General features: G+C 76.2%; 17 protein-coding genes. 5 read left to right on the forward strand and 12 right to left on the reverse strand.

The window, feature by feature from the left end; translation table 11 throughout:
- The first annotated feature begins 55 nt into the window (after positions 1 to 55).
- From tal to pgl, 5 genes are read left to right on the forward strand one after another with little or no spacing between them, the layout of a single operon-like run.
- Positions 56 to 1,213, forward strand: coding sequence for a transaldolase (gene tal, locus Q0848_RS07605; RefSeq protein WP_299036491.1), 1,158 nt, complete (start codon positions 56 to 58; stop codon positions 1,211 to 1,213).
- On the forward strand, positions 1,210 to 2,904 hold the full coding sequence (locus Q0848_RS07610) for a glucose-6-phosphate isomerase (RefSeq protein ID WP_299036492.1): 1,695 nt from the start codon (positions 1,210 to 1,212) through the stop codon (positions 2,902 to 2,904). The genes tal and Q0848_RS07610 overlap by 4 nt, the downstream gene beginning before the upstream one ends.
- On the forward strand, positions 2,901 to 4,478 hold the full coding sequence (gene zwf / locus Q0848_RS07615) for a glucose-6-phosphate dehydrogenase (RefSeq protein WP_299036493.1): 1,578 nt from the start codon (positions 2,901 to 2,903) through the stop codon (positions 4,476 to 4,478). The genes Q0848_RS07610 and zwf overlap by 4 nt, the downstream gene beginning before the upstream one ends.
- Positions 4,475 to 5,728, forward strand: a complete 1,254-nt coding sequence (locus Q0848_RS07620; protein ID WP_299036494.1) for a glucose-6-phosphate dehydrogenase assembly protein OpcA — start codon at positions 4,475 to 4,477, stop codon at positions 5,726 to 5,728. The genes zwf and Q0848_RS07620 overlap by 4 nt, the downstream gene beginning before the upstream one ends.
- On the forward strand, positions 5,725 to 6,576 hold the full coding sequence (pgl, locus tag Q0848_RS07625; protein ID WP_299036495.1) for a 6-phosphogluconolactonase: 852 nt from the start codon (positions 5,725 to 5,727) through the stop codon (positions 6,574 to 6,576). Before Q0848_RS07620 ends, pgl begins: the two co-directional genes overlap by 4 nt.
- Before the next feature lie 123 nt (positions 6,577 to 6,699).
- Here pgl and Q0848_RS07630 read toward each other — a convergent pair whose 3' ends face one another.
- The 12 genes from Q0848_RS07630 to Q0848_RS07685 form a co-directional block, all read right to left on the reverse strand.
- The gene (locus Q0848_RS07630) at positions 6,700 to 7,050 is read right to left on the reverse strand and encodes an RNA polymerase-binding protein RbpA (protein WP_299036496.1); all 351 of its coding nucleotides are present in this window, start codon (positions 7,048 to 7,050) and stop codon (positions 6,700 to 6,702) included.
- Between the two features lie 104 nt (positions 7,051 to 7,154).
- Positions 7,155 to 7,406, reverse strand: a complete 252-nt coding sequence (gene secG / locus Q0848_RS07635) for a preprotein translocase subunit SecG (protein WP_366146480.1) — start codon at positions 7,404 to 7,406, stop codon at positions 7,155 to 7,157.
- A gap of 307 nt (positions 7,407 to 7,713) precedes the next feature.
- Positions 7,714 to 8,514 (reverse strand): triose-phosphate isomerase, encoded by an 801-nt coding sequence (gene tpiA / locus Q0848_RS07640; protein ID WP_299036498.1) that lies wholly within the window; start codon positions 8,512 to 8,514, stop codon positions 7,714 to 7,716.
- A gap of 4 nt (positions 8,515 to 8,518) precedes the next feature.
- The gene (locus tag Q0848_RS07645; protein WP_299036499.1) at positions 8,519 to 9,736 is read right to left on the reverse strand and encodes a phosphoglycerate kinase; all 1,218 of its coding nucleotides are present in this window, start codon (positions 9,734 to 9,736) and stop codon (positions 8,519 to 8,521) included.
- Entirely contained in the window at positions 9,733 to 10,728 is a 996-nt protein-coding gene (gene gap / locus Q0848_RS07650) for a type I glyceraldehyde-3-phosphate dehydrogenase (RefSeq protein WP_299036500.1), read from the reverse strand. Before gap ends, Q0848_RS07645 begins: the two co-directional genes overlap by 4 nt.
- Positions 10,729 to 10,902: 174 nt before the next feature.
- Complete coding sequence (gene whiA, locus Q0848_RS07655) at positions 10,903 to 11,883, reverse strand: DNA-binding protein WhiA (protein WP_299036501.1); 981 nt, start codon at positions 11,881 to 11,883, stop codon at positions 10,903 to 10,905.
- A 79-nt stretch (positions 11,884 to 11,962) separates the two neighbouring features.
- On the reverse strand, positions 11,963 to 12,943 hold the full coding sequence (yvcK, locus tag Q0848_RS07660) for a uridine diphosphate-N-acetylglucosamine-binding protein YvcK (RefSeq protein ID WP_366146481.1): 981 nt from the start codon (positions 12,941 to 12,943) through the stop codon (positions 11,963 to 11,965).
- 56 nt (positions 12,944 to 12,999) lie between these two features.
- Positions 13,000 to 13,848 (reverse strand): RNase adapter RapZ, encoded by an 849-nt coding sequence (gene rapZ / locus Q0848_RS07665; RefSeq protein ID WP_366146482.1) that lies wholly within the window; start codon positions 13,846 to 13,848, stop codon positions 13,000 to 13,002.
- A 440-nt stretch (positions 13,849 to 14,288) separates the two neighbouring features.
- The gene (uvrC, locus tag Q0848_RS07670) at positions 14,289 to 16,448 is read right to left on the reverse strand and encodes an excinuclease ABC subunit UvrC (RefSeq protein ID WP_299036504.1); all 2,160 of its coding nucleotides are present in this window, start codon (positions 16,446 to 16,448) and stop codon (positions 14,289 to 14,291) included.
- A gap of 54 nt (positions 16,449 to 16,502) precedes the next feature.
- Positions 16,503 to 18,941: a bifunctional diguanylate cyclase/phosphodiesterase gene (locus Q0848_RS07675; protein WP_299036505.1), complete on the reverse strand. Its 2,439-nt coding sequence runs from the start codon at positions 18,939 to 18,941 to the stop codon at positions 16,503 to 16,505.
- Positions 18,942 to 19,310: 369 nt separating this feature from the next.
- Positions 19,311 to 22,220 carry an excinuclease ABC subunit UvrA gene (uvrA, locus tag Q0848_RS07680; RefSeq protein WP_299036506.1) on the reverse strand — a complete coding sequence of 970 codons (2,910 nt, stop codon included), beginning with the start codon at positions 22,218 to 22,220 and terminating at the stop codon, positions 19,311 to 19,313.
- A gap of 95 nt (positions 22,221 to 22,315) precedes the next feature.
- Positions 22,316 to 23,779, reverse strand: coding sequence for a glucose-6-phosphate dehydrogenase (locus Q0848_RS07685; RefSeq protein WP_299036507.1), 1,464 nt, complete (start codon positions 23,777 to 23,779; stop codon positions 22,316 to 22,318).
- Positions 23,780 to 23,884 lie beyond the last annotated feature (105 nt).

The raw sequence follows: 23,884 nt of genomic DNA on the forward strand, positions 1-23,884 counted from the left end.
CCGCGAGCCGCGGCGCCCGCGAGAGCACACCCGCAGACCTCCCGGAGGACCCGAGATGACCACCACCCCCAGCACCGGCACCGACCCGCTCGCCCAGCTGTCCGCGGAGGGCGTGTCCGTCTGGCTCGACGACCTCTCCCGCGAGCTGCTCGAGTCCGGCGAGCTGCAGCGGCTCGTCGACGAGCGCAGCGTCGTGGGCGTCACGAGCAACCCCACGATCTTCGCCAGCGCGCTCACCAAGGGCGACGCCTACGCCGAGCAGACCACCGAGCTCGCCCGCCAGGGCGTCGGCGTGGACGAGGCCGTCTTCCGGATCACGACCGAGGACGTCCGCCGCGCCTGCGACCTCTTCGCGCCCGTCTACGAGCGCTCGGGCCACCACGACGGTCGCGTCTCGCTCGAGGTCGAGCCGGGCCTCGCCCACGACACCGAGGGCACCGTCTCGGCCGCCCGCGCCATCTGGGCCGCCGTGGACCGCCCCAACCTCCTGGTGAAGATCCCCGCCACCCTCGAGGGGCTGCCCGCCATCACGACCGCCCTGTCCGAGGGCATCAGCGTCAACGTGACGCTGATCTTCTCGCTCGACCGCTACCGCGCGGTGATGAACGCCTTCCTCACGGGGCTCGAGCAGGCCCGCGAGGCCGGTCGCGACCTCACCTCGATCGCCTCCGTGGCGTCCTTCTTCGTCAGCCGCGTCGACGGCGAGATCGACGGGCGCCTCGAGGCCCTGGGCACCGACGAGGCCCTGGCCCTGCGCGGGCAGGCCGCGCTGGCCAACGCCCGCCTCGCCTACGCGGCGTACGAGGAGGTCTTCTCCACCCCGCGCTGGGAGGTCCTGGAGCAGGCCGGCGCGCGCGTCCAGCGCCCCCTGTGGGCCTCGACCGGGGTCAAGAACCCCGACTACCCCGACACCATGTACGTCACCGAGCTGGTCGCCCGCGGCACCGTGAACACGATGCCCGGGTCCACCCTGGACAAGACCTTCGACCACGCCCAGGTGCACGGCGACACGCTCACCGGCACGGCGGAGGCCTCCACCGCGGTGATGGACCACCTCGAGCGCCTCGGCATCTCCTACACCGAGGTCGTCGACCAGCTCGAGGTCGAGGGCGTCAAGAAGTTCTCCGACTCCTGGACGGAGCTGCAGCAGACCGTCTCCGAGGAGCTCGCGCGCCTGTCCCCGTCCGGCGACGACGCGCAGGACCAGAAGTGACCGCAGAGGCGACCGGGGCGCCCGCGCCCGAGCTGTCCGTCGCGGCCACCGGCGACGCCGCCCGCGCCGTCTCCGCGCACGTGCCCGCGCTCGTCGCGGACCGCGTGGCCAGCCGCGTCGCGGCGCAGGAGGCCGACCTCTGGGGCCCCGACGCCGCCGACGAGGCCGGCAAGCGCCTCGGCTGGGTGGACGTCGCCGCCCGCTCGGGCGACCTCCCGGCCCGCGTGGAGGAGCTGCGCGCCGAGCTCGCCGCCGAGGGCGTCGACCGCGTCGTCCTGTGCGGCATGGGCGGCTCCTCGCTCGCGCCCGAGGTCATCACCGCGACCGCGGGCGTCCCGCTCGTCGTCCTCGACGGCACCGACCCGGGCCAGGTGCGCCGGGCGCTGGCCGAGGGCCTCGAGCGCACCGTCGTGGTCGTCTCGAGCAAGTCCGGCGGGACGGTGGAGACCGACTCCCAGCGCCGCGCGTTCGTGGCGGCGATGACCGAGGCCGGTGTGGACGCGGCCCGCCGCGTCGTCGTCGTCACCGACCCGGGCTCCCCCTTCTCCCAGATGGCGCGGGACGAGGGCTACCGGGCGCTGTTCGAGGCCGACCCCGACGTCGGCGGGCGCTACTCCGCCCTCACCGCCTTCGGCCTGGTCCCCTCCGGCCTGGCGGGTGCGGACGTGCGCGGCCTGCTCGACGACGCCGCCGAGGCCCTCGCCCTGCTGGCCGCCGACGACGACGGCAACCCGGGCCTGCAGCTCGGTGCGGCCCTCGGCGGCACCGACCCCCTGCGGGACAAGCTCGTGCTCGTCGAGGACGGGACGCCGCTGCGCGGCTTCGGCGCCTGGGCCGAGCAGCTGGTCGCCGAGTCGACCGGGAAGCTCGGCACCGGGCTGCTGCCCGTGGTCGTGGCCGGCACGTCCTCGCCCGAGGTGGCCTCCTCCCCCGCGGACGCCGTCGTCGTCCGGCTCGTCGGGCCGGGCGGCAGCGACGACGCCGCCCCGGACGAGGACCCCTCCTCGGCCCGGACCTCGGCGGCGGAGGTCCGCGTCGCCGGCTCGCTGGGCGCCCAGATGGCGCTGTGGGAGACGGCGGTCGTCGTCGCGGGTCGACTGCTGGGCATCAACCCGTTCGACCAGCCGGACGTGGAGAGCGCCAAGAACGCGACCCGCGAGCTCCTCGAGGGCTCGCCGGAGACCGAGGAGCCCCTCGCCGTCGACGGCGACGTGGAGCTCCGCGGCACGTCCGAGCTCGAGGGCGCCACCACGCTCGAGGCCGCGGTCGAGGCGCTGCTGTCCCAGCTCTCGCAGGTGGAGGACGACCGCGGGTACCTCGCGGTCATGGCCTACCTCGACCGCGAGGCCGACGCCGACCTGGAGGAGGTCCGCGAGGAGCTCGCCGCCCGCACCGGGCGACCGGTCACCTTCGGCTGGGGCCCGCGGTTCCTGCACTCGACCGGCCAGTACCACAAGGGCGGTCCCGCGACGGGCGTCTACCTCCAGATCACCTCCGCCCCCGCCGGCGAGGACCTGCCCATCCCCGACCGCCCGTTCACCTTCGGCGGTCTCCAGCTCGCGCAGGCCGCCGGTGACGCGGGCGTCCTCGCCGACCACGGCCGCCCCGTGCTGCGCCTGCACCTGACCGAGCGCTCGGCGCTGGGTCGCGTGCGGGCCGCCCTGGCCGGCGGAGACGGCGGGGGCCGATGACCGCACCGACCACGGGTGCCCGGGGGGCGGGGCGGAGCCTCGGCCCCCGGGGGGAGGCCAACCCCCTGCGCGACCCGCGCGACAAGCGGCTCTCGCGCATCGCCGGGCCCTCGTGCCTGGTGATGTTCGGGGTGACCGGCGACCTCGCCCGCAAGAAGCTGCTGCCGGCGGTCTACGACCTGGCCAACCGCGGCCTGCTGCCGCCGGGCTTCTCCCTCGTCGGCTTCGCGCGCCGCGACTGGCGCGACGAGGACTTCGGCAAGGTCGTGCACGACGCCGTCCGCGAGCACGCCCGCACCCCGTTCCGCGAGGAGGTGTGGCGCCAGCTGGCCGAGGGCCTGCGCTTCATCCCCGGCGAGTTCGGCGACGACGAGGCGTTCGACGCCCTCGCCCGCACGGTGCACGACCTCGACGAGGCGCGCGGCACCGGCGGCAACGTGGCGTTCTACCTCTCGGTCCCGCCGTCGAGCTTCCCCGTGGTCTGCGAGCAGCTCGACCGCTCGGGGCTCGCGCGGGCCCAGGACGGCTCGTGGCGGCGCGTCGTCATCGAGAAGCCCTTCGGGCACGACCTGGCCTCGGCGCAGGAGCTCAACGCCGTGGTCGAGCGGGTCTTCCCGTCGGACTCGGTGTTCCGGATCGACCACTACCTCGGCAAGGAGACGGTGCAGAACCTCCTGGCGCTGCGCTTCGCCAACGAGCTGTTCGAGCCGATCTGGAACGCCCAGCACGTCGACCACGTGCAGATCACCATGGCCGAGGACATCGGCATCGGCGGCCGGGCCGGCTACTACGACGGCATCGGCGCGGCGCGCGACGTCATCCAGAACCACCTGCTCCAGCTCCTGGCGCTGACGGCGATGGAGGAGCCCGTCTCCTTCGGGGCCTCCGACCTGCGCGCCGAGAAGGAGAAGGTCCTCTCGGCGGTGCGCCACCCCGCGGCCGGGCTCGACAGCTCCACGGCCCGCGGGCGCTACGCCGCCGGCTGGCAGGGCGGCACGCCGGTGCGGGGGTACGAGGAGGAGGACGGCATCTCCGCGGACTCCACGACGGAGACCTTCGCCGCCGTCAAGGTCGAGATCGACACCCGGCGCTGGGCCGGCGTGCCGTTCTACCTGCGCGCCGGCAAGCGGCTCGGGCGCCGGGTCACCGAGATCGCCGTCGTCTTCCGGCGCGCGCCGCACCTGCCCTTCGAGCAGACCGCGACGGAGGAGCTGGGCAAGAACGCCCTCGTCGTCCGGGTCCAGCCCGACGAGGGCGTGACGCTGCGCTTCGGCTCCAAGGTGCCGGGCACGGCGATGGAGGTCCGCGACGTCACGATGGACTTCGGCTACGGGCACGCCTTCACGGAGTCGAGCCCGGAGGCCTACGAGCGCCTGATCCTCGACGTGCTCCTGGGCGACCCGCCGCTGTTCCCGCGCCACGAGGAGGTCGACCTGTCCTGGCGGATCCTGGACCCGGTCATCGAGCACTGGGCCGCCCAGGGCCAGCCCGAGAGCTACCCGTCGGGGAGCTGGGGCCCCGAGAGCGCCTTCGCCATGATGGCGCGCGACGGCCGTGAGTGGAGGCGCCCGTGATCATCGACCTGCCCTCGACGTCGACGAGCGCCATCAACCGCCGCCTCGTCGACCTGCGCGAGACCGGCGGCGCCGTGGCGCTCGGCCGGGTGCTGTCGCTCGTCATCTGCACCGGTGACGAGGAGGCCGAGGAGGCCATCGCCGCCGCCAACGACGCCAGCCGCGAGCACCCGTGCCGCGTGCTCGTCGTCGCCCGCGGCAGCCGCCGCGGCGCCAGCCGGCTCGACGGCCAGATCCGCGTCGGCGGGGACGCCGGCGCGAGCGAGGTCGTCGTCGCCCGTCTGTACGGGGAGCTCGCGCGCCACGGCGACGCCGTCGTCGTGCCGCTGCTCCTCCCCGACGCCCCGGTCGTCGCCTGGTGGCCCGGCGAGCCCCCGGCCGTGCCGTCGCAGGACCCGATCGGGTCCATGGCGCAGCGGCGGATCACCGACTCCGGCGCGGCCCGGCGCCCGCTCAAGGCCCTCCAGGCGCTGGCGGCGGGGCACTCCCCCGGCGACACCGACCTGGCCTGGAGCCGGGTGACCCTGTGGCGCGGCCTGCTCGCGGCCGCGCTCGACCAGGCGCCGTACGACGCGGTGGACTCCGCCGTCGTCACCGGCGCCGAGGACTCCCCCAGCGCCGACCTGCTCGCCGCGTGGCTGGGGCTCGCCCTGGGCTGCCCGGTGACCCGGGTGCGCAGCGCCGGCGGCACCGGGGTGGTCGGGGTGCGTCTCGAGCGGCGCAGCGGGGCCGTGGAGCTCGTGCGCCCCGAGGGCGACACGGCGCTGCTCACCGCGCCGGGCCAGCCGGAGCGCAAGGTCGCCCTGCCGCACCGCAGCGTGCGCGACTGCCTCTCCGAGGAGCTGCGCCGCCTGGACCCCGACGAGGTCTACGGCGACGTGCTCACCGAGGGGATGCGCCGCCTGGGACGCGCGCGCCGGCTCACCGAGGGCGCCGCCGCCGAGCGCGGCGCCGCCACGTCCCGCGGGGAGGCGCAGCAGCGCCTCGCCGGGCACCGGGCGTCCGAGCGCGAGACGGCCGACGCCGTCCGCGGCGCCGACCCGCAGGGGGCGCCCCCCGCGGAGGAGCCCACGGACGACTCCGAGGTCGTGACGCAGGCGCCGGTGCCGCCCGCACCGGAGGGCTCCACCGACGGCGCCCGCGCCGTCGAGGGCTCCGGCGGCGGGGCGGTGCCCGACGACGGCGGCGCCTCGGCCGCGGACGTGCCCGACGTCCTGGGCGTCGACGGCGGTCGCGGGGGCTCCGCGTGAGCGCCGGGGAGGCCGCGGGGCAGCCGGAGGTCGCCGTCCTCGAGGACGCCGACGCCCTGGCGCAGCACGTCGCCGACCGCCTGCTGGCGTCGGTGGCCGCGGCGCTCGACGCGCGCCCCGCGCCTGCGCCGGTCCACGTCGTCCTCACCGGCGGACGCATCGGCGGCCGTGCCCTGGAGGCGGTGGCGGACGCGGTCGGCGCTGCCGACGACGACGCCGCGGCCGCCCGCGGCGCCGCCGGCGAGGGACCGGCGGCGCTGGACTGGACGCGCGTGCACCTGTGGTTCGGCGACGAGCGCTTCGTCGAGGCCACGAGCGACGAGCGCAACGACGTGCAGGCGCGCTCGGCGCTGCGACGGGCCCCGGCGCTGCACGCCGTGCACTGGCACCCCATGCCGGCCGCCGGTGCCGGCGGCAGCAGCGAGGCGGTGGACGCCGCAGCGCGCTACGCGGCGGACCTCGCCGAGCACGCGGACGACCTCGGTCCGCAGGGCGTCTCGGTGCCCGGCGTGCCCGTCTTCGACGTCCTGCTGCTCGGGGTGGGGCCCGACGGGCACGTGGCCTCGCTGTTCCCCGGCCGCCCGTCCCTGGACCAGCGCGGTGCCACCGTCCTGGTGGAGGAGGAGGCTCCCAAGCCCCCGCCCCTGCGGCTCAGCCTGGGCCTGGACGCCGTGCGCGCGGCGGACGAGGTCTGGCTCGTCGTCTCCGGCGAGGACAAGGCCGAGGCGGTCGCGCGCGGGCTCGACCCCGAGGAGGACCCGCACCGGACGCCGGCCGCGGCCGCCCGCGGGCGCAGCGCCACGCGCTGGCTCGTGGACCGCGCCGCGGCCTCGCAGCTGCGGGGCTGACCGGCCGCACCCGCCGGTCCGCGAGACGCGAGAAGGCCCGCTCCCCTCGGGGAGCGGGCCTTCTGCGTCGGCCTAGGACGAGCGGTCGGTCAGCACGTCCGGTCGACGATCACGTCAGGTCGATCAGGGCACGAGCCGCCGGGCCCGCAGCGACTCGAGCGCCTCCTCGAGGATGGCCGCGCCGTCGGCGTCGTTGCGCCGCTCCTTCACGTAGGCCAGGTGCGTCTTGTAGGGCTCGTTGCGCATCGGCTGCGGGGGGTTCGCGCGGTCCTGGCCGGCGGGGAAGCCGCAGCGCGGGCAGTCCCACGTCTCCGGGACCGGCGCACCGGAGTCCTGGGCGAAGCTCGGGCGCGTCTCGTGCTCGTTGGCGCACCAGTACGAGATGACGACGCGGGGGGCGCTGTCACCCCGCTCGGCCTCGCCCATCGGTCCGGCACCGACCCGGCTGCCCCGGATCGCGTTCCCTCCTGCCACCTGGCCCTCCTCCTTCGCTGCGCCGCTGCGGGCGCGCTCGTCCACTGGTCCGTGCGAGCCGGCCAGGAGGCCGGCGGTGCTCCCCGGCCGCGCCGGGAGGCGGGTCAGGTGCTGGGGTCGAAGCGCTCCACGAGGCCCAGCAGGATCACCACGGCGGCCCACAGGAGGGCCATGCCGATGGTCAGGCGGTTGAGGTTGCGCTCGGCGACGCCGGAGCTGCCGACGCTCGCGGACATCCCGCCGCCGAACATGTCCGACAGGCCCCCGCCCTTGCCCTTGTGCAGCAGCACCAGGAGGACTTGGAAGAGACCGGTGATGCCGAGGAGGACCAGCAGCACGACCCTCAGGACGTCGATCACGGCGGTTCTCCTCGCAGGTGGTGCCCGGCGCGCGGCGGCGGCGGTCTGTGGTCGGCGTACCAGCGGTGCGGCGGGTCTCGGCGCCTCGGGGCGCGGGCACCCGCGGAAGGGCCCAGGGTACGGGACTCCCGGTGCCTCCCGGGCCCGCGACGGGCGGTCGCGGCGGCCAGACCCCGGACGGCGTCCGCGGGCCGCGTCCGCGCGGGTCCCCCGGACGTCCCACTCCCCCGGACGTCCCACTCCCCCGGACGTCGGACGGGGGCGTGGCGCAGCACGCGCTGCGCCACGCCCCCGCGAGGACGGCTCAGCGGCCGCCGTGGTGGTGCTGGTAGCGCACGATCGCGGCGAAGTCGCCGGGGTCGAGGCTCGCGCCGCCCACCAGGGCGCCGTCGACGTCGGCCTCGGCCATGACGGCCGCGACGTTGCTCGGCTTCACCGAGCCGCCGTACAGGACCCGCACGCCGTCGGCGGCGGCGTCGCCGTGCACCTCCCGGAGGCGGGCGCGGATCGCCCCGCACACCTCCTGGGCGTCGGCGGGGGTCGCCACCTCGCCGGTGCCGATGGCCCACACGGGCTCGTAGGCGACCACGAGGCCGGCCACGGCCGCGGCGTCCAGCCCGGCCAGCGAGCCGTCCACCTGGGCCAGGACGTGCTCGACCTGGCGACCGGCCTGCCGGACGTCGAGCCCCTCGCCGACGCAGACGACCGGCGTGATGCCGTGCCGCAGGGCGGCTGCCGCCTTGGCGGCGACCACCTCGTCGGTCTCGCCGTGGCCCTCGCGCCGCTCGCTGTGGCCCACCGCGACGTAGGTGCAGCCGAGGCGCGCCAGCATGGCGCCGGACACGTCGCCGGTCCGGGCGCCGCTGTCGTGCGGCGAGAGGTCCTGGGCGCCGTAGCGCAGGTCCAGCCGGTCGCCGTCCACGAGCGTCTGCACCGTGCGCAGATCCGTGAACGGCGGGAGGACGACGACCTCGACGGAGGCCGGGTCGTGCTTGGCGTCCTGCAGGGTCCACGCGAGCTTCTGCAGCGTGGACGCCGCCTGGAGGTGGTCCAGGTTCATCTTCCAGTTGCCCGCCATGAGCGGGGTCCGTGCCGTGCTCGCCATCGCCTCAGCCCTCCAGAGCCTGCAGGCCGGGGAGCGCCTCGCCCTGGAGGTACTCCAGGCTCGCCCCCCCGCCGGTCGAGATGTGCCCGAAGTCCTCCTCGGACAGGCCGAGCGCGCGGACGGCGGCGGCGGAGTCGCCGCCCCCGACCACCGAGAAGGCGTCCGAGCCCGCGATGGCCTCGGCCACGGCGCGGGTCCCCGCCGCGTACGGCTCCATCTCGAAGACGCCCATCGGGCCGTTCCAGAAGACCGTGCCCGCGTCCGCGAGCGCGGCCGCGAAGGCCGCCGACGACTCGGGACCGATGTCGAGGCCCATGCGGTCGGACGGGATGGCGTCCGCCGCGACGACGTCGTGCTCGGCGTCCGCGGAGAAGGCCGTCGCCGCGACGACGTCCGTCGGCAGGACGACGTCCACGCCGCGCTCGGCGGCCGTCGCGAGGTAGCCGCGCACGGTCTCCAGCTGGTCGGCCTCCAGGAGGCTGGAGCCGACGTCGTGCCCCTGGGCGGCGAGGAAGGTGAAGACCATCCCGCCGCCGACGAGGATGCGGTCGGCCCGCCCGAGCAGCGCCTCGATCACCCCGAGCTTGTCGGAGACCTTGGAGCCGCCGAGGACGACGACGTAGGGGCGCGCGGGCTCAGTGGTCAGGCGCTGCAGCACCTCCACCTCGGCGAGCACGAGGCCGCCGGCGGCCGCCGGCAGGTGCTGCGGCACGTCGTACACCGAGGCGTGCTTGCGGTGCACCGCGCCGAAGCCGTCGCCGACGTAGGCGCTGGCCGCGTCGGCCAGGTCGCGGGCGAAGCGCCCGCGCTCGTCGTCGTCCTTCGAGGTCTCCGCCGCCGAGAACCGCAGGTTCTCCAGCAGCAGCAGCTGCCCGTCCTCCAGGGCGTCGGCCTCGGCGCGCGCCGACTCCCCCGTGGTGTCGGTGGCGAAGCGCACCGTCACGCCGGGGAGCAGCTCGCGCACCCGCTCGGCCACCGGGGCGAGGGAGTACTTGGCCTCCGGAGCGCCCTTCGGGCGGCCAAGGTGGGCGCACACGACCACGCGGGCGCCCTGGTCGAGCAGCTGCCGCCACGTCGGCAGGGAGGCGCGGATGCGCCCGTCGTCGGTGATCCGCCGCGCGTCGTCGGGCCCGTCGAGGGGCACGTTGAGGTCGCTGCGGACCAGGACGCGCTTGCCGCGCAGGCCGTCGACCTGCGCGGCGAGCTCGTCGAGCGACCTCACAGGCTGGAGCCGACCAGGTCGACGAGGTCGACGAGGCGGTTGGAGTAGCCCCACTCGTTGTCGTACCAGCCGACGACCTTGACCTGGTCGCCGATCACCTTGGTCAGGCCCGAGTCGAAGATGCAGGAGGCGGGGTCCTGGGTGATGTCGGTGGACACCAGCGGGTCGGTGGAGTACTTGAGGAACCTGCCGTCGGCGGCGGCCTGCACGGCGGCGTTGACCTCGTCGACCGTGGTCTCGCGGCCGACCGTGACCGTGAGGTCGGTCGCCGAGCCCACCGGCACCGGCACGCGGAGGGCGTACCCGTCGAGGCGGCCCTTGAGCTCGGGCATGACGAGGCCGATGGCCTTCGCGGCGCCCGTGGAGGTCGGGACGATGTTCAGCGCCGCGGCGCGGGCGCGGCGCAGGTCCTTGTGCGGGCCGTCCTGGAGGTTCTGGTCGGCCGTGTAGGCGTGGATCGTCGTCATGAGGCCCTGCTTGATGCCGAACGCGTCGTGGATGGCCTTGGCCATCGGCGCGAGGCAGTTCGTCGTGCAGGACGCGTTCGAGATGATCGTGTGCTTGTCGGCGTCGTACTGGTCGTCGTTGACGCCCATGACGACGGTGAGGTCCTCGTCGGACGCCGGCGCCGAGATGATGACCTTCTTCGCGCCGGCCTCGACGTGGGCGCGCGCCTTGGACGCCGCGGTGAACAGGCCCGTCGACTCGACGACGATGTCGGCGCCGAGCTCGCCCCAGGGCAGGTCGCCCGGGTTGCGCTCGGACAGCACGCGGACGTGCTTGCCGCCCACGGTGATGCCCTGCTCGTCCGCCGTCACGTCCTCGGCCATCACGCCGAGGACGGAGTCGAACTTGAGCAGGTGCGCCAGGGACTTGTTGTCGGCGAGGTCGTTCACGCCGACGACCTCGATGTCGGTGCCCGAGGCCATGGCGGCCCGGAAGAAGTTGCGGCCGATGCGGCCGAAGCCGTTGATGCCCACGCGGATGGTCACGTCAGGTCTCCCTGGGGTCGGTGGGGCCCGCAGAGGGCGGGCCGACGGTCGTGCTGGTCTGCCTGCTGGGTCGCTGGGTTCCGCCTCCGACCCTAGGGGATGGGCCGGTGCGCGGACGCGGCGACCCACCGCCCGGTGTGACGCGGGTCACATCCGAGACGGGGGTCGTGGGAGTCAGGCCTCGAGCATGTCGGGCGTGAGGCTGGCCTCGGTGCCCGGGACGCCCAGCTCGGTGGCGCGGCGGTCGGCCATCGCGAGCAGGCGGCGGATGCGGCCCGCGACCGCGTCCTTGGTCATGACGGGGTCGGCCATGGCCCCGAGCTCCTCGAGCGAGGCCTGGCGGTGCTCGGTCCGCAGGCGCCCGGCCACGAGCAGGTGCTCGGGCACGTCCTCGCCGAGGATCTCCAGCGCCCGCTCGACGCGGGCGCCGGCCGCCACGGCCGCGCGGGCCGAGCGCCGCAGGTTGGCGTCGTCGAAGTTGGCGAGGCGGTTGGCCGTGGCGCGCACCTCGCGCCGCATCCGGCGCTCCTCCCACACCATGACGGCGTCGTGGGCCCCGAGCCGGGTGAGCAGGGCGCCGATGGCGTCGCCGTCGCGCAGGACGACGCGGTCGACGCCGCGCACCTCGCGCGCCTTCGCCGTGATGCCGAGGCGCCGGGCGCTGCCCACGAGCGCCAGCGCGGCCTCGGGTCCGGGGCACGTGATCTCCAGGGAGGAGCTGCGGCCCGGCTCGGTGAGCGACCCGTGCGCCAGGAAGGCCCCGCGCCAGGCCGCCTCCGCGCAGCAGGCGGCGCCGCCGACCACCTGGGGCGGCAGCCCCCGCACGGGGCGCCCGCGGCCGTCGAGCAGGCCCGTCTGCCGCGCGAGGGCCTCGCCCTCCCGGACCACGCGCACGACGTACCGGGTGCCGCGGCGCAGCCCGCCGGGCGACAGGACGACGACGTCGCAGGAGGCCCCGAAGACCTCGGTGATGTCCTTGCGCAGCCGCCGCGCGGCGGCTCCCGTGTCGAGCTCGGCCTCCACGACCACGTGCCCGGAGACGATGTGCAGGCCTCCGGCGAAGCGCAGCATCGCCGAGGTCTCGGCCTTGCGGTCGCACGAGCGCGTGACGGGGAGGCGGCTGAGCTCGTCCTTGACCTGGGCCGTCAGTGCCATGCCGCCATCCTCCCACCGCCGCGCGGTCCGCCGGCACGCGCGGCGGGCAGCCGGGAGCCGCCCGGCCGCGGCCGCCCGGCTAGGGCCGGCCGGTCGTCGCCGGGCCCTCGAAGGCGTCGCGGAAGGCGGCGGCCAGGCGCAGGGGGTCGTGCGCGTCGTCCCGCCGCGAGCGGGCGACGCGGCGCAGCAGCAGCTGCGCCCCCAGGTCGGCGCACAGGCGCTCGAGGGGCTCGGGGTCGCCGACGGCGCGCGGGTCCGCCACGACCGCGTCCACGCCCAGGTCGGGGGCGTGGGCCGCCAGGGCGCGCAGGTGGTCGGCGGCGGTGAGACCCGCGGTCTCCTGCTGGGAGGAGGTGAGGTTGAGCACGACGCAGCGGCGCGCCGTCGTCGTCGTGAGCGCCGACGCCAGCTCCGGCACGCACAGGTGCGGGAGGACGCTGGTGAACCAGGAGCCGGGGCCGAGCACGACCCAGTCGGCCTCCAGGACCGCCTCGACCGCCTCCGGGCACGCCGGCGGGTCCGGGGGCTGCAGGCGGACGGAGCCGATGCGGCCCGACGCGGTGGCCAGGGCCACCTGGCCCCGCACGACCCGCGCGGGGCCGTCGCCGTCCACGGGTCGCACGTCGCCCTCGACGTCCAGGGGCACGAGCGACATCGGCAGCACGCGGCCCCGGGCGCCGAGCAGGTGGGCCACCCAGTCGAGCCCCGCGACCTGGTCGTCCAGCAGCTCCCACAGCGCGACGATGAGCAGGTTGCCGACCGCGTGCCCCCCGAGCTCGCCCTCGCCGCCGAAGCGGTGCTGGACGACGTCGGCCCACGTCCGGCCCCAGTCGGCGTCGTCGCAGAGCGCGGCGAGGGCCATGCGCAGGTCGCCCGGCGGGAGCACCCCCAGCTCCTGCCGGAGCCTGCCGCTCGAGCCGCCGTCGTCGGCCACCGTCACCACGGCGGTGAGGCGGTCGGTCAGGTGGCGCAGGGCGGACAGCGACGCCGACAGCCCGTGCCCCCCGCCCAGGGCCACCACCGACGGCCGTGCCGCTCCTCCGGCGGCGCCCCGGGGCAGGCCCCCCGGCGTCGCGGTGGGGCCGAGGACCGGCAGCGAGCCGGTGGCCGGGGCGCTCACTCGCGCCCCAGGTCGCGGTGGACCACCCGGGCGCGGACGTCGGCCCCCGAGAGGCGCTGCGCCAGCTGCTCGCTGAGGGCCACCGACCGGTGCTTGCCCCCGGTGCAGCCCACGGCGACCGTGGCGAAGCCGCGGTGCTCGCGCCGGTAGCCGGCCACGACGGGCTCCAGCGAGGCCGCGTAGCGCTCCAGCCACTCCAGCGCGCCCTCCTGGCGCAGCACGAAGTCCCGCACGAGGTCGTCGCGCCCCGTGCTCGCGCGCAGGGAGGGGTCCCAGTACGGGTTCGGCAGGAACCGCACGTCGGTGACGTGGTCGGCGTCGACGGGGATGCCGTACTTGAAGCCGAAGGACATGACGGTGAGCCGCAGCCGGGGCCGCGCCGAGTCCCCGAACAGCTCCCCGACGCGGGCGCCCAGCTCGTGGACGTTGAGGACGCTCGTGTCCACGAGCACGTCGGCCCCGCCGCGCAGGGCGGCGACGAGCTCCCGCTCGCGGCGGATGCCGTCGAGGATCCGCCCGTCCGCCTGCAGGGGGTGGGGGCGGCGCACCGACTCGAAGCGCCGCACGAGCGCCTCGTCGGAGGCCTCGAGGAACAGCACGCGGACGACGACGCCCCGGTCGCGCAGCTCGCCGAGGGCGGACTGCACCTCGGGGAAGAACTCCTGGCCGCGGACGTCGAGGACGACCGCCACCCGGGGCAGGCCCCGGCGCGCCCGCGCGGCGAGCCCCGCCAGCGCGCCGAGCATCTGCGGCGGCAGGTTGTCGACGACGTACCAGCCGAGGTCCTCCAGCCGGTCGGCGACCGTCGACCTGCCGGCCCCGGACATGCCCGTGATGACGACCACCTCGGTGCTCCCGCCGCGCGCCCCGGGCGGCGGCCCCTCCCCCGTCTCCTCGACCGGGTCGTCCCCCGGCGCCGGGCCCGCCGCGGGCACCGGCACCTGGCCCGCGCCGGGTCCCCCTGCGGACCCGGCCGCCGGTCCCGCGTCCGCGCTGGACCGGGGCCGCTCCTGCGAGGCGAGCGACCAGCCGGGCGGGTCGCCCCCCACCACGACGGGCACCTCGCCGGTCTCCTCGAGGTTCCCCCACGGGCCGGTGCGGTGGCCGTCCGATCCCTCCTCGCGTGCCTCGTCGGGGAGGTGCCGGGCGTCGTCGGGGGGCGGGGGCTGCGCGTCCACGCGGGGATCCTCCCAGCGCCGCGCGGCGCCGTCGACGCCCGTCCCGCGCAGCGGCCGGCTCGCCCCCGCCCCTGGTGGGGCTCCCTCGTCGGGCCCTCCCGGCGCGCTCAGTCGTCGAGCAGCTCGCCGGTGGCCGTGTTGACGCGCAGCGGCGCCTCGTCGGCGCTCTCGCGAGGCTCCGGCGGCCCCCCGGCGGGCACGCGCTGCGCCGGCGCGAGGGCGTCCAGGACGGCGCGAGCCGTTGCGGGCCCCACCCCGGGGACCTCGCAGACCTCCTCGACCGTCGCGTCGCGCAGGCGCTTCAGCGAGCCGAAGCGCTTGAGCAGCGCCGTCCGCCGCGCGGGTCCGAGGCCCGGCACGTCGTCGAGGGCGCTGCGCGTCATCGAGGAGCTGCGGCGCTGCCGGTGGTAGGTGATGGCGAAGCGGTGGGCCTCGTCGCGCACGCGCTGCAGCAGGTACAGCCCCTCGCTCTGGCGGGGCAGCACCACCGGGAACTCCTCCCCCGGCAGCCACACCTCCTCCAGCCGCTTCGCGAGGCCGCACAGGGCGACGTCGGTGACGCCGAGCTCCTCCAGCGCCCGGGCGGCCGCGGCCACCTGCGGCTCCCCGCCGTCGACGACGACGAGCTGGGGCGGGTAGGCGAAGCGGCGCGGCCGGCCGGTGTCCGGGTCCACGGGCTGGTGCGCGGGCGCGCCGTCCGCCACGACCCCACCCGCCACCACCTCACCCGCGACGACCTCACCCGCGACGACCTCACCGGCTACCACCGGCTCCTCCGCCGGGGAGCCCGCGCCCCGCCCGCCGTCGGCGACGTGCCGCCGGAACCGGCGCAGCATCACCTCGTGGATCGCCGCCGTGTCGTTCTGGGCGTCACCGGCGCGCACCGACTCCCCGCGCACCGCGAAGCGGCGGTACTCGCCCTTGCGGGGCAGGCCGTCCTCGAAGACGACCATGGACGCCACCACCTCGGTGCCCTGGAGGTTGGAGACGTCGTAGCACTCCACGCGCAGGGGGGCGTCGGACAGGCCGAGCGCCTCCTGCAGCTCCTGGAGGGCGAGGCTGCGCGAGGTGAGGTCGCCTCCCCGGCGGGTCTTGTGCAGGGCCAGCGCCTGCGACGCGTTCTTGGCGACGGTCTCGAGCAGGGCGCGCTTGTCGCCGCGCTGGGGCACGCGGACGTCGACGGCCGACCCCCGCAGCCCGGAGAGCCAGGCCGTCACCTGGTCGGCGTCGGTGGGCTCCACGGGCACGAGGACCTCCCGCGGCACGGCGCCGGTGGGCGCTCCGGAACCGGTCTCGCCCTCGCCGCCGGCGGCCGCGTCCGCGGTCGCGTCGGCGTCGCCGTAGACCTGCTGGAGCAGGTGCTGCACCAGCCCCGCGGTGGTGACGTCCTCGACCTTCTCCACGACCCAGCCGCGCTGGCCGCGGATGCGCCCCCCGCGCACGTGGAAGACCTGGACGGCGGCCTCGAGCTCGTCCTCGGCGAGCGCGAAGACGTCGGCGTCCGTGGCGTCGGGGAGGACGACGGCGCTCTTCTCCAGCGCCCGCCGCAGGGCCCCGAGGTCGTCCCGGCGGCGCGCCGCGCGCTCGAAGTCCAGGTCCTGCGACGCCTCGCGCATCTCCGCCTCGATGCGGCGCACGAACCGGCTCGCGTCGCCCGCCATGAACGAGGCGAAGTCCTCGGCGAGGGCCCGGTGGTCGTCCTCGCTGATGCGCCCCACGCACGGGGCGGAGCACTTGCCGATGTAGCCGAGCAGGCAGGGGCGCCCGACCTGCGCCGCGCGGCGCAGGACCCCTGCCGAGCAGCTGCGGATCGGGAAGACGCGCAGCAGCAGGTCGACGGTCTCGCGGATGGCCCAGGCGTGCGTGTACGGGCCGAAGTACCGGGTGCCCTTGCGCTTGCTCCCCCGCATCACCTGGACCCGCGGGACGGCCTCGCCCATCGTGATGGCCAGGTACGGGTAGGACTTGTCGTCGCGGTACTTGACGTTGAAGCGCGGGTCGTACTCCTTGATCCAGGAGTACTCCAGCTGCAGCGACTCGACCTCGGTCGAGACCGTCGTCCACTCCACGGACGCGGCCGTCGTGACCATCGTCTGCGTGCGCGGGTGCAGGTTCGCCACGTCCTGGAAGTACGACGCGAGCCGCTGGCGCAGGCTGCGCGCCTTGCCGACGTAGATGACGCGGCCGTGCGCGTCGCGGAAGCGGTACACGCCCGGGGAGTCCGGGACCTCCCCGGGCTTCGGGCGGTAGGAGGACGGGTCGGCCACGGCTCCAGCGTAGGTCGGCCCGCTGACACCTCCGGACGCCCGGGGCCCCGGCCCTCAGCGCGGGGCGGCGCCGCCGCGTACCCGGTCGGCGACCCGCTGCGCGGGCAGTCCCGGTCCGTCCGCCCCCGTCTCGCGGCGCGCGGCCTCCGGGGCGGCGGCCTCGGGGTCGGGTGCTGCGGGGACGTCCGCCGCCGGCAGGGCGGCAGGACGGCCGAGCACCTCGAGCGGCGGCGGGCCGGGGTGCGCCACGGCGTCCGCCCGCACCAGCGCCGGCACGTCCCGGGCGGGCAGGGCCGGCCACCAGAGCCACCCCTGGCCCAGGGTGGCGCCGGCGCGGACGAGCGGGTCGACCTGCCAGTCCTCCTCGACCCCCTCGGCGAGCACGACCAGGCCGAGGGACCGGCTCAGGCTCACGAGGGCGTCGAGCACCCGGGCGGTGCGCGGCTCGTCCAGCGCCACGACGAGCGAGCGGTCGACCTTCACGACGTCCACCGGCAGCCGCGCGAGGTAGGTGAGCGAGGCGTAGCCGGACCCGACGTCGTCGACGGCGATCCGGCACCCGGCCGCGCGCAGGGCGGCCATGCTGGCGAGGGCCGGGTCCTGCTCGGCGACCAGGACGCTCTCGGTGACCTCGACGACGAGCGCCGACGCGGGCACGCCCGCCGCGGCCAGCTCGGCGGCGACCTGCGCGGGGTAGCCGGGGTCGCGCAGCTCGACCGGCGAGGCGTTCACCGAGAGCGTCAGCCCCCGCTCGGCGGCTCCCGCCGCGGCGAAGGCGGCCAGCCCCCCGCGCAGGGCCGAGAGGCCCACGCCGCTCACGAGCCCGCTCGCCTCGGCCACCTCGACGAACTCGTCCGGACGGACGCCGCCGAGCACGTCGTCCTGCCAGCGGGAGAGCACCTCGAAGCCGCGGAGCCGGCCGGAGGACAGGTGCACGACCGGCTGCAGCTCCACGTGCAGGTCGGCCGCGGCGAGGGCCGAGCGCAGCCGCCGCTCCACCAGCGCCCGCCGGCGCACCCGCTCGGCCACCTCCCCGCGGAAGAGCGCGGTCCGGTCTCCCCCGGCGCGCTTGGCCGCGCTGACGGCCGTCGCCGCCTCGGCGAGCAGCTCCAGCGGCCGGGGGACCGCGGTGGAGGCGCCGGCGTCCACGCCGGAGACCCCGGCGCTGGCGACGAGCCGCACCCCGGCCGCCGCCGAGGTGGTGGCCACGAGCGCGCGCGCCTCCTCGGCCACGGCCTGCGCCGCCTCGGGCCCGCAGGCGCACAGCAGGACCAGCTCGTCACCCCCCGTGCGGTGCGTGCGGGGCTCGCCGAAGCGGTCGGCGAGCCCCTCCGCCACCCGGGCCAGCAGGACGTCGGACGCCGTGCGCCCGAGCCGCTCGTCGACCTCGCCGAAGCCGTCGAGGTCGAGCAGCACGAGCGAGGCCGGGGCGCCGCCCTCGGTGACCGGGGCGAGGCGCTCGGCCAGGGCGCGGGCGTTGCCGAGGCCCGTCAGGGGGTCGTGGCGGCTCTCCTGCGACAGGCGTCGGAGGACGGCCACGCGGGCCCGCAGGCGCAGCACCTCCCGCAGGCCGGCGCTGGCGATGGCGAGGACGCCGAGCACGGCCGCGACGGAGCTGCCGGCACCGGTCGTCGCGAAGGCGGCCAGGGCGACGAGCCAGACGACGTAGACGGCAGCCGTGGTCACCACGGTGGCGTAGGTCTCCCCCTCGTCCGTGGTCGCGCCGCAGCGCCCGAGCGGGCGCCCGCGCCCGATCCCGTCCACCCCGCCCAGGATGACCGGCCAGACCAGGCACTGGACGGCGGCCAGCCGCCAGTCCCAGACGGCCGCACCGGCGACGAGCTCCCGCGTGACCGCGAGGTCGCCCACCGCGAGCGTGACCAGCCCGACCAGCACGACGAGGACGCCGGGGTCCCGGCCCACCATCGCGACCTGGGCGATCAGGCTGCAGAGCAGCAGGTACAGGAGCAGCACGCCGACGCAGAAGAGGACCAGCAGGGGCGGCCCGCCGACCGGGAAGACCGTCATCCAGACGGCCACGGCGAGCCCCAGCGCGAGGACGACCGCGTCGACCGCGAGGGTGCGCAGGGCCCCGCCGCGCCCGGTGGGACGCGGCAGCGCCAGGACGCCGAGCAGCGCGAGCGGCCCGGCGCACAGGCTCAGCGCGTCCCCGACGTTGGGGCGCGGCGGCGGGCCCGCGAGCACGACGTCCACCAGGGCGCTCACCAGCTCCCCGCCGCACCAGGCGATCGCGGTCAGGGCGAACCACCGCCGGCACGAGCGCGCCGCCCGCGGCCCGCGCCGCGCCAGGACGAGCGCGCCGCCCGCGAGCCCCGACACGGCCACGACGAACGACGCGGTGAGGGGAGCGGCGCCGGGTTCGACCGCGGCGGTGGCCACGACGACGGCCGCGCAGGCGAGGCCCACGAGCAGCGCGACGGCGACCGGCCCCCGGCCCGCAGGAGCGGGGGCACGCGTCGGCGGAGTCCTCACCCTGGGCTCGTCGGCGGCAGCACCGCGCACCTTGAGGCGCCCCGGGGCGCGGTGGCCGTGCTCGTCGGGCGCACCATCCGTCCGGGCACGCCAGCCGTCAGGGCGCGCCAGCCCTCCGGACGGGCCAAGCGCCCGGACGGCCAGCCGTCCGGACTGCCAGCCGTCCGGGGACGCCGGACGCTCGGGACGCAGGCCGTCCGGCTCGCCCGCACGCGGGCCCGGGCTCCCCCGGTGGTCGGCGCTTCGGGTGCGCTCCGGTCCCGGTGTGCTCCGGTCCCGGTGTGCTCCGGTCCCGGTGCGCTCGGGACCGGGCGCGCCCCGGACCGGGCGCGCCCTGGACCGGGTGCGCACCGCTCTGGGCGCGCCCGGTCAGGCGGTCGCGGCGGCCTCCTGGCGTCGCGGCGACGGCGGGAGCGCCGGGGCGGACTCCCCGCGCGGCACGCCGAGGGCGTCGGCGAGGAAGTGCCCGGTGTGGCTCTCGGCCACCCGGGCCACCTGCTCCGGCGTGCCCTCCGCGACCACGCGCCCGCCCCCGCCCCCGCCCTCGGGGCCCATGTCCACGACCCAGTCGGCGTTCTTGATGACGTCGAGGTTGTGCTCGATGACCAGGACGGTGTTGCCCTTGTCCACCAGGCCCTGCAGCACGCCCAGGAGCTTGCGGATGTCCTCGAAGTGCAGACCCGTCGTCGGCTCGTCGAGCACGTAGACCGTGCGTCCCGACGAGCGCTTCTGGAGCTCGGAGGCGAGCTTGACGCGCTGCGCCTCGCCGCCGGAGAGCGTCGGCGCGCTCTGGCCGAGCCGCACGTACCCGAGCCCGACGTCGACGAGGGTCCGCAGGTGCCGCGCGATGGCGGGGACCGCGGCGAAGAAGTCCACCGCCTCCTCGATCGGCATCTCCAGGACGTCGGAGACCGTCTTGCCCTTGAAGTGCACCTCGAGCGTCTCGCGGTTGTACCGGGCGCCCTGGCAGACCTCGCAGGGCACGTAGACGTCGGGCAGGAAGTTCATCTCGATCTTGATCGTGCCGTCGCCCTGGCAGTTCTCGCACCGACCGCCCTTGACGTTGAAGGAGAAGCGGCCCGGCTGGTAGCCGCGCACCTTCGCCTCCGTCGTCGTCGCGAAGAGCTTGCGCACGTGGTCCCAGACGCCGGTGTACGTGGCCGGGTTCGAGCGCGGGGTGCGGCCGATCGGGCTCTGGTCGACGTGCACGACCTTGTCGAGCTGGTCCAGCCCCGTGACGGTGCGGTGGCGGCCCGGCACCCGGCGGGCGCCGTTGAGCTGGTTGGCCATCACCGTGTAGAGGATGTCGTTGACCAGCGTCGACTTGCCCGAGCCGGAGACGCCCGTGACCGCGACGAAGCACCCGAGCGGGAACGCGACGTCCACGCCCTGGAGGTTGTTCTGCCGGGCGCCCTTGACGACGACCTGCCGCGAGCGGTCGCGGGGCCGCCGCGCCTCGGGCACGGGGATGGCCAGGCGCCCGGAGAGGTAGCCGCCGGTGAGCGAGGTCTCGTGGTCGAGCAGGCCCTGCACGGAGCCGGAGTGGACGACGCGGCCGCCGTGCTCGCCGGCGCCCGGGCCGACGTCCACGACCCAGTCGCTGGCGCGGATGGTGTCCTCGTCGTGCTCGACGACGATCAGCGTGTTGCCGAGGTCGCGCAGCCGCGTGAGCGTGTCGATCAGGCGGCGGTTGTCGCGCTGGTGCAGCCCGATGCTCGGCTCGTCGAGGACGTACAGCACGCCCACCAGTCCCGAGCCGATCTGCGTCGCCAGGCGGATGCGCTGGGCCTCCCCGCCCGACAGCGTCCCGGACGCGCGGTCGAGGGAGAGGTAGTCCAGCCCGACGTCGAGGAGGAAGCCCAGCCGGGCGTTGATCTCCTTGAGGACGGCCGCCGCGATCTGCCGCTCGCGCGCCCCGAGCTCGAGCGCCCCCAGGAAGGCGGCGCACTCGTCGATCGGCAGGGCGCACACGTCCGCGATGGAGCGGCCCCCGAGCGTGACGGCCAGCACCTCCGGCCGCAGGCGGGTGCCCTTGCAGACCGGGCAGGGGGTCTCGCGCATGTAGCCCTCGTAGCGCTCGCGCGACCACTCCGAGTCGGTCTCCGCGTGGCGCCGCCGGATGAAGGGCACGACGCCCTCGAAGCCCGTGGAGTAGGCGCGCTCGCGGCCGAAGCGGTTGCGGTAGCGCACGTGCACCTCGTGGTCGTGCCCCTGCAGCAGCGCCGTCGTCGCCCGCTTGGGCAGCGCCCGCCAGGGCGTGTCCATGGAGAACCCGAGCTGGTCGGAGAGCCCGCGCATGACGCGCTGGAAGTAGTCCGCGGACCCCGAGCCGCTGGCCCAGGGCGCGATGGCGCCCTCGGCGAGGGTGAGCTCGTCGTCGGGCACGAGCAGCTCGGGGTCGACCTCCAGCCGCGTGCCGATGCCGGTGCACTCCGGGCAGGCGCCGTAGGGGGCGTTGAAGGAGAAGGTGCGCGGCTCGACCTCGTCGAGGGACAGCGGGTGCTCGTTGGGGCAGGCGAGCCGCTCCGAGAAGCGGCGCTCCTTCTGCTCGCCCTCCCCCGCGTCGACGAGGTCCACCAGCAGCACGCCGTCGGCCAGCCCGAGCGCCGTCTCGACCGAGTCGGTCAGCCGCCGCTTCGCCCCCTCCCGCACCACGAGGCGGTCCACGACGACCTCGATGTCGTGCTTGAACTTCTTGTCGAGCTGCGGCGGGGTGGCGAGGGAGATGACGTCGCCGTCCACCCGCGCGCGCGAGAAGCCCTTGGTCTGCAGCTCGGCGAAGAGCTCCACGAACTCGCCCTTGCGCCCGCGCACCACCGGGGCGAGCACCTGGAAGCGGGTGCCCTCGGGCATCTCGAGCAGGCGGTCCACGACCTGCTGTGGCGTCTGGCGACCGATGGGCTCGCCGCACACGGGGCAGTGCGGCTGACCGGCGCGGGCCCACAGCAGGCGCAGGTAGTCGTAGACCTCGGTGATGGTGCCGACGGTGGAGCGGGGGTTGCGGCTCGTGGACTTCTGGTCGATCGAGACCGCGGGCGAGAGCCCCTCGATGAAGTCGACGTCGGGCTTGTCCATCTGGCCGAGGAACTGCCGGGCGTAGGCCGAGAGCGACTCCACGTAGCGGCGCTGGCCCTCGGCGAAGATCGTGTCGAAGGCGAGCGAGGACTTGCCGGAGCCCGAGAGGCCCGTGAACACCACCATCGCGTCGCGCGGCAGGTCGATCGAGACGTCGCGGAGGTTGTGCTCGCGGGCGCCGCGGATGATGAGCTCTGACTGCACCCGCCGATGGTAGGCGCGCCCCCCGACAGCGCCGGTCGGCGGCCGCGGGGCCGCCCCCGCCCGACGCCGCCGACGCCGACCCGCGCCGCCGGGGCCTACTCCGTCGAGCCGATCTCGTGGGTGGCGGCCTCCCGCTGCGCCTGCGCCTGGGCGTCCTCGACGCACTCGCGCGCGTCGACGTCCTCCAGCAGCCCGGAGCCCCGAGGGCCCCCCGAACCGGCCGGGTAGGTCTCGAGCGGCACGCGCCCCTCGCGCCACGCCTCCACGACCGGCTCCACGACGCGCCAGCACTGCTCCGCGGTGTCGCCGCGGACCGAGAGCGTGGAGTCCCCCCGCAGGACCCCGAGGAGCACCTGCCCGTAGGCCGTGAGCTCCCCCGGGGACAGCTGCGTGGTGAGGCTGGTGCGCTCCAGGCCGAAGGCGTCGTCCTGGCCGTTGAGGTCGAGCTCGAGGGTGATCTCGTCCGGTCCGAAGCCGATGCGCAGGCGCGTCGGGGACGGCGTGCCGAGCAGCCCCGTGGGCAGGTGCGGCACGTGCTTGAAGGTGATGACCGCCTCCTTGCGCCGCCGGCCCATCGCCTTGCCCGACCGCAGCCGGAAGGGGACGCCCGCCCACCGCCACGTGTCGACCGCGAGGACGACCTCGGCCAGCGTCTCGGTCCCGCGCTCGGGGTCGACGCCCGGCTCGTCCGCGTAGTCGCCGAGGTCGAGGTCGCCGACGCGACCCGCCGTCCACCGGGCGCGCCGGCTGCACGACGCCGGGTCGTCGACGTCCCACAGGCGCGTGGCCCGCAGCACCTCGGCCTTGCGGTCGCGCAGGTCGCGCTCGGAGATGGTCGCCGGCGGGTCCATCGCCAGCAGCGCGAGCAGCTGCAGCAGGTGGCTCTGGACCATGTCGGCGAGCGCGCCGGCGCGGTCGTAGTACCCCGCGCGCCCCGCGAGGCCGAGGTCCTCGTCGAAGACGACGTCCACCCGCTCGACGTGCGTCGCGCTCCACAGCGGCTCGAAGAGCCGGTTGGCGAAGCGCAGCCCCAGGATGTTCAGCACCGTGGACTTGCCGAGGAAGTGGTCCACCCGGTGCACGTCGCTCTCGGGCACGAGCCGGGTCAGCACGGCGTTCAGCTCGGCCGCCGACTCCTGGTCGTGGCCGAAGGGCTTCTCCAGGACGAGCTGGGTGCCCTCGGGCACGTCCTCCGGGGACAGCGCGCGGCAGGCGGCTGCGGTCACCGACGGCGGCAGCGCGAAGTAGCAGACGACGTCCCCGTCCCGCGCGCACTCGGCCAGCAGGCGGGCGAGGTCGCCGTCGGCGGCGACGTCGGTGGCGGCGTAGCGGGTCGTCCCCAGCAGCTGCTCGACCTGCGGGCCCTCGGCCCCGGCCGTGCGCGCCGCCTCCCGGACGCGGTCCACCCACCACTGCTGGTCGTGCTCGTCGCGGTCGGCGCCCACCAGCCGGAGGTCCAGCGACTCGCCGTGGTGGCTGACGAGCAGGTCGGCGAGGCCGGGCAGCAGGAGGCGCGAGGTGAGGTCTCCCCCCGCGCCCAGGACGATGAGCGTGGTCACGGCGGCGGGCTCCTGTCCGTGGGGCGTCGGGCGTGCGCGGGCGGTCCGCCCGGCGGACCAGCGGGACCGGGGGCCACCTTGGTGCCATCGGCGGGGAGCCGCAAG

This window comes from uncultured Pseudokineococcus sp. (genome assembly GCF_947495735.1).
Taxonomy (GTDB): domain Bacteria; phylum Actinomycetota; class Actinomycetes; order Actinomycetales; family Quadrisphaeraceae; genus Pseudokineococcus.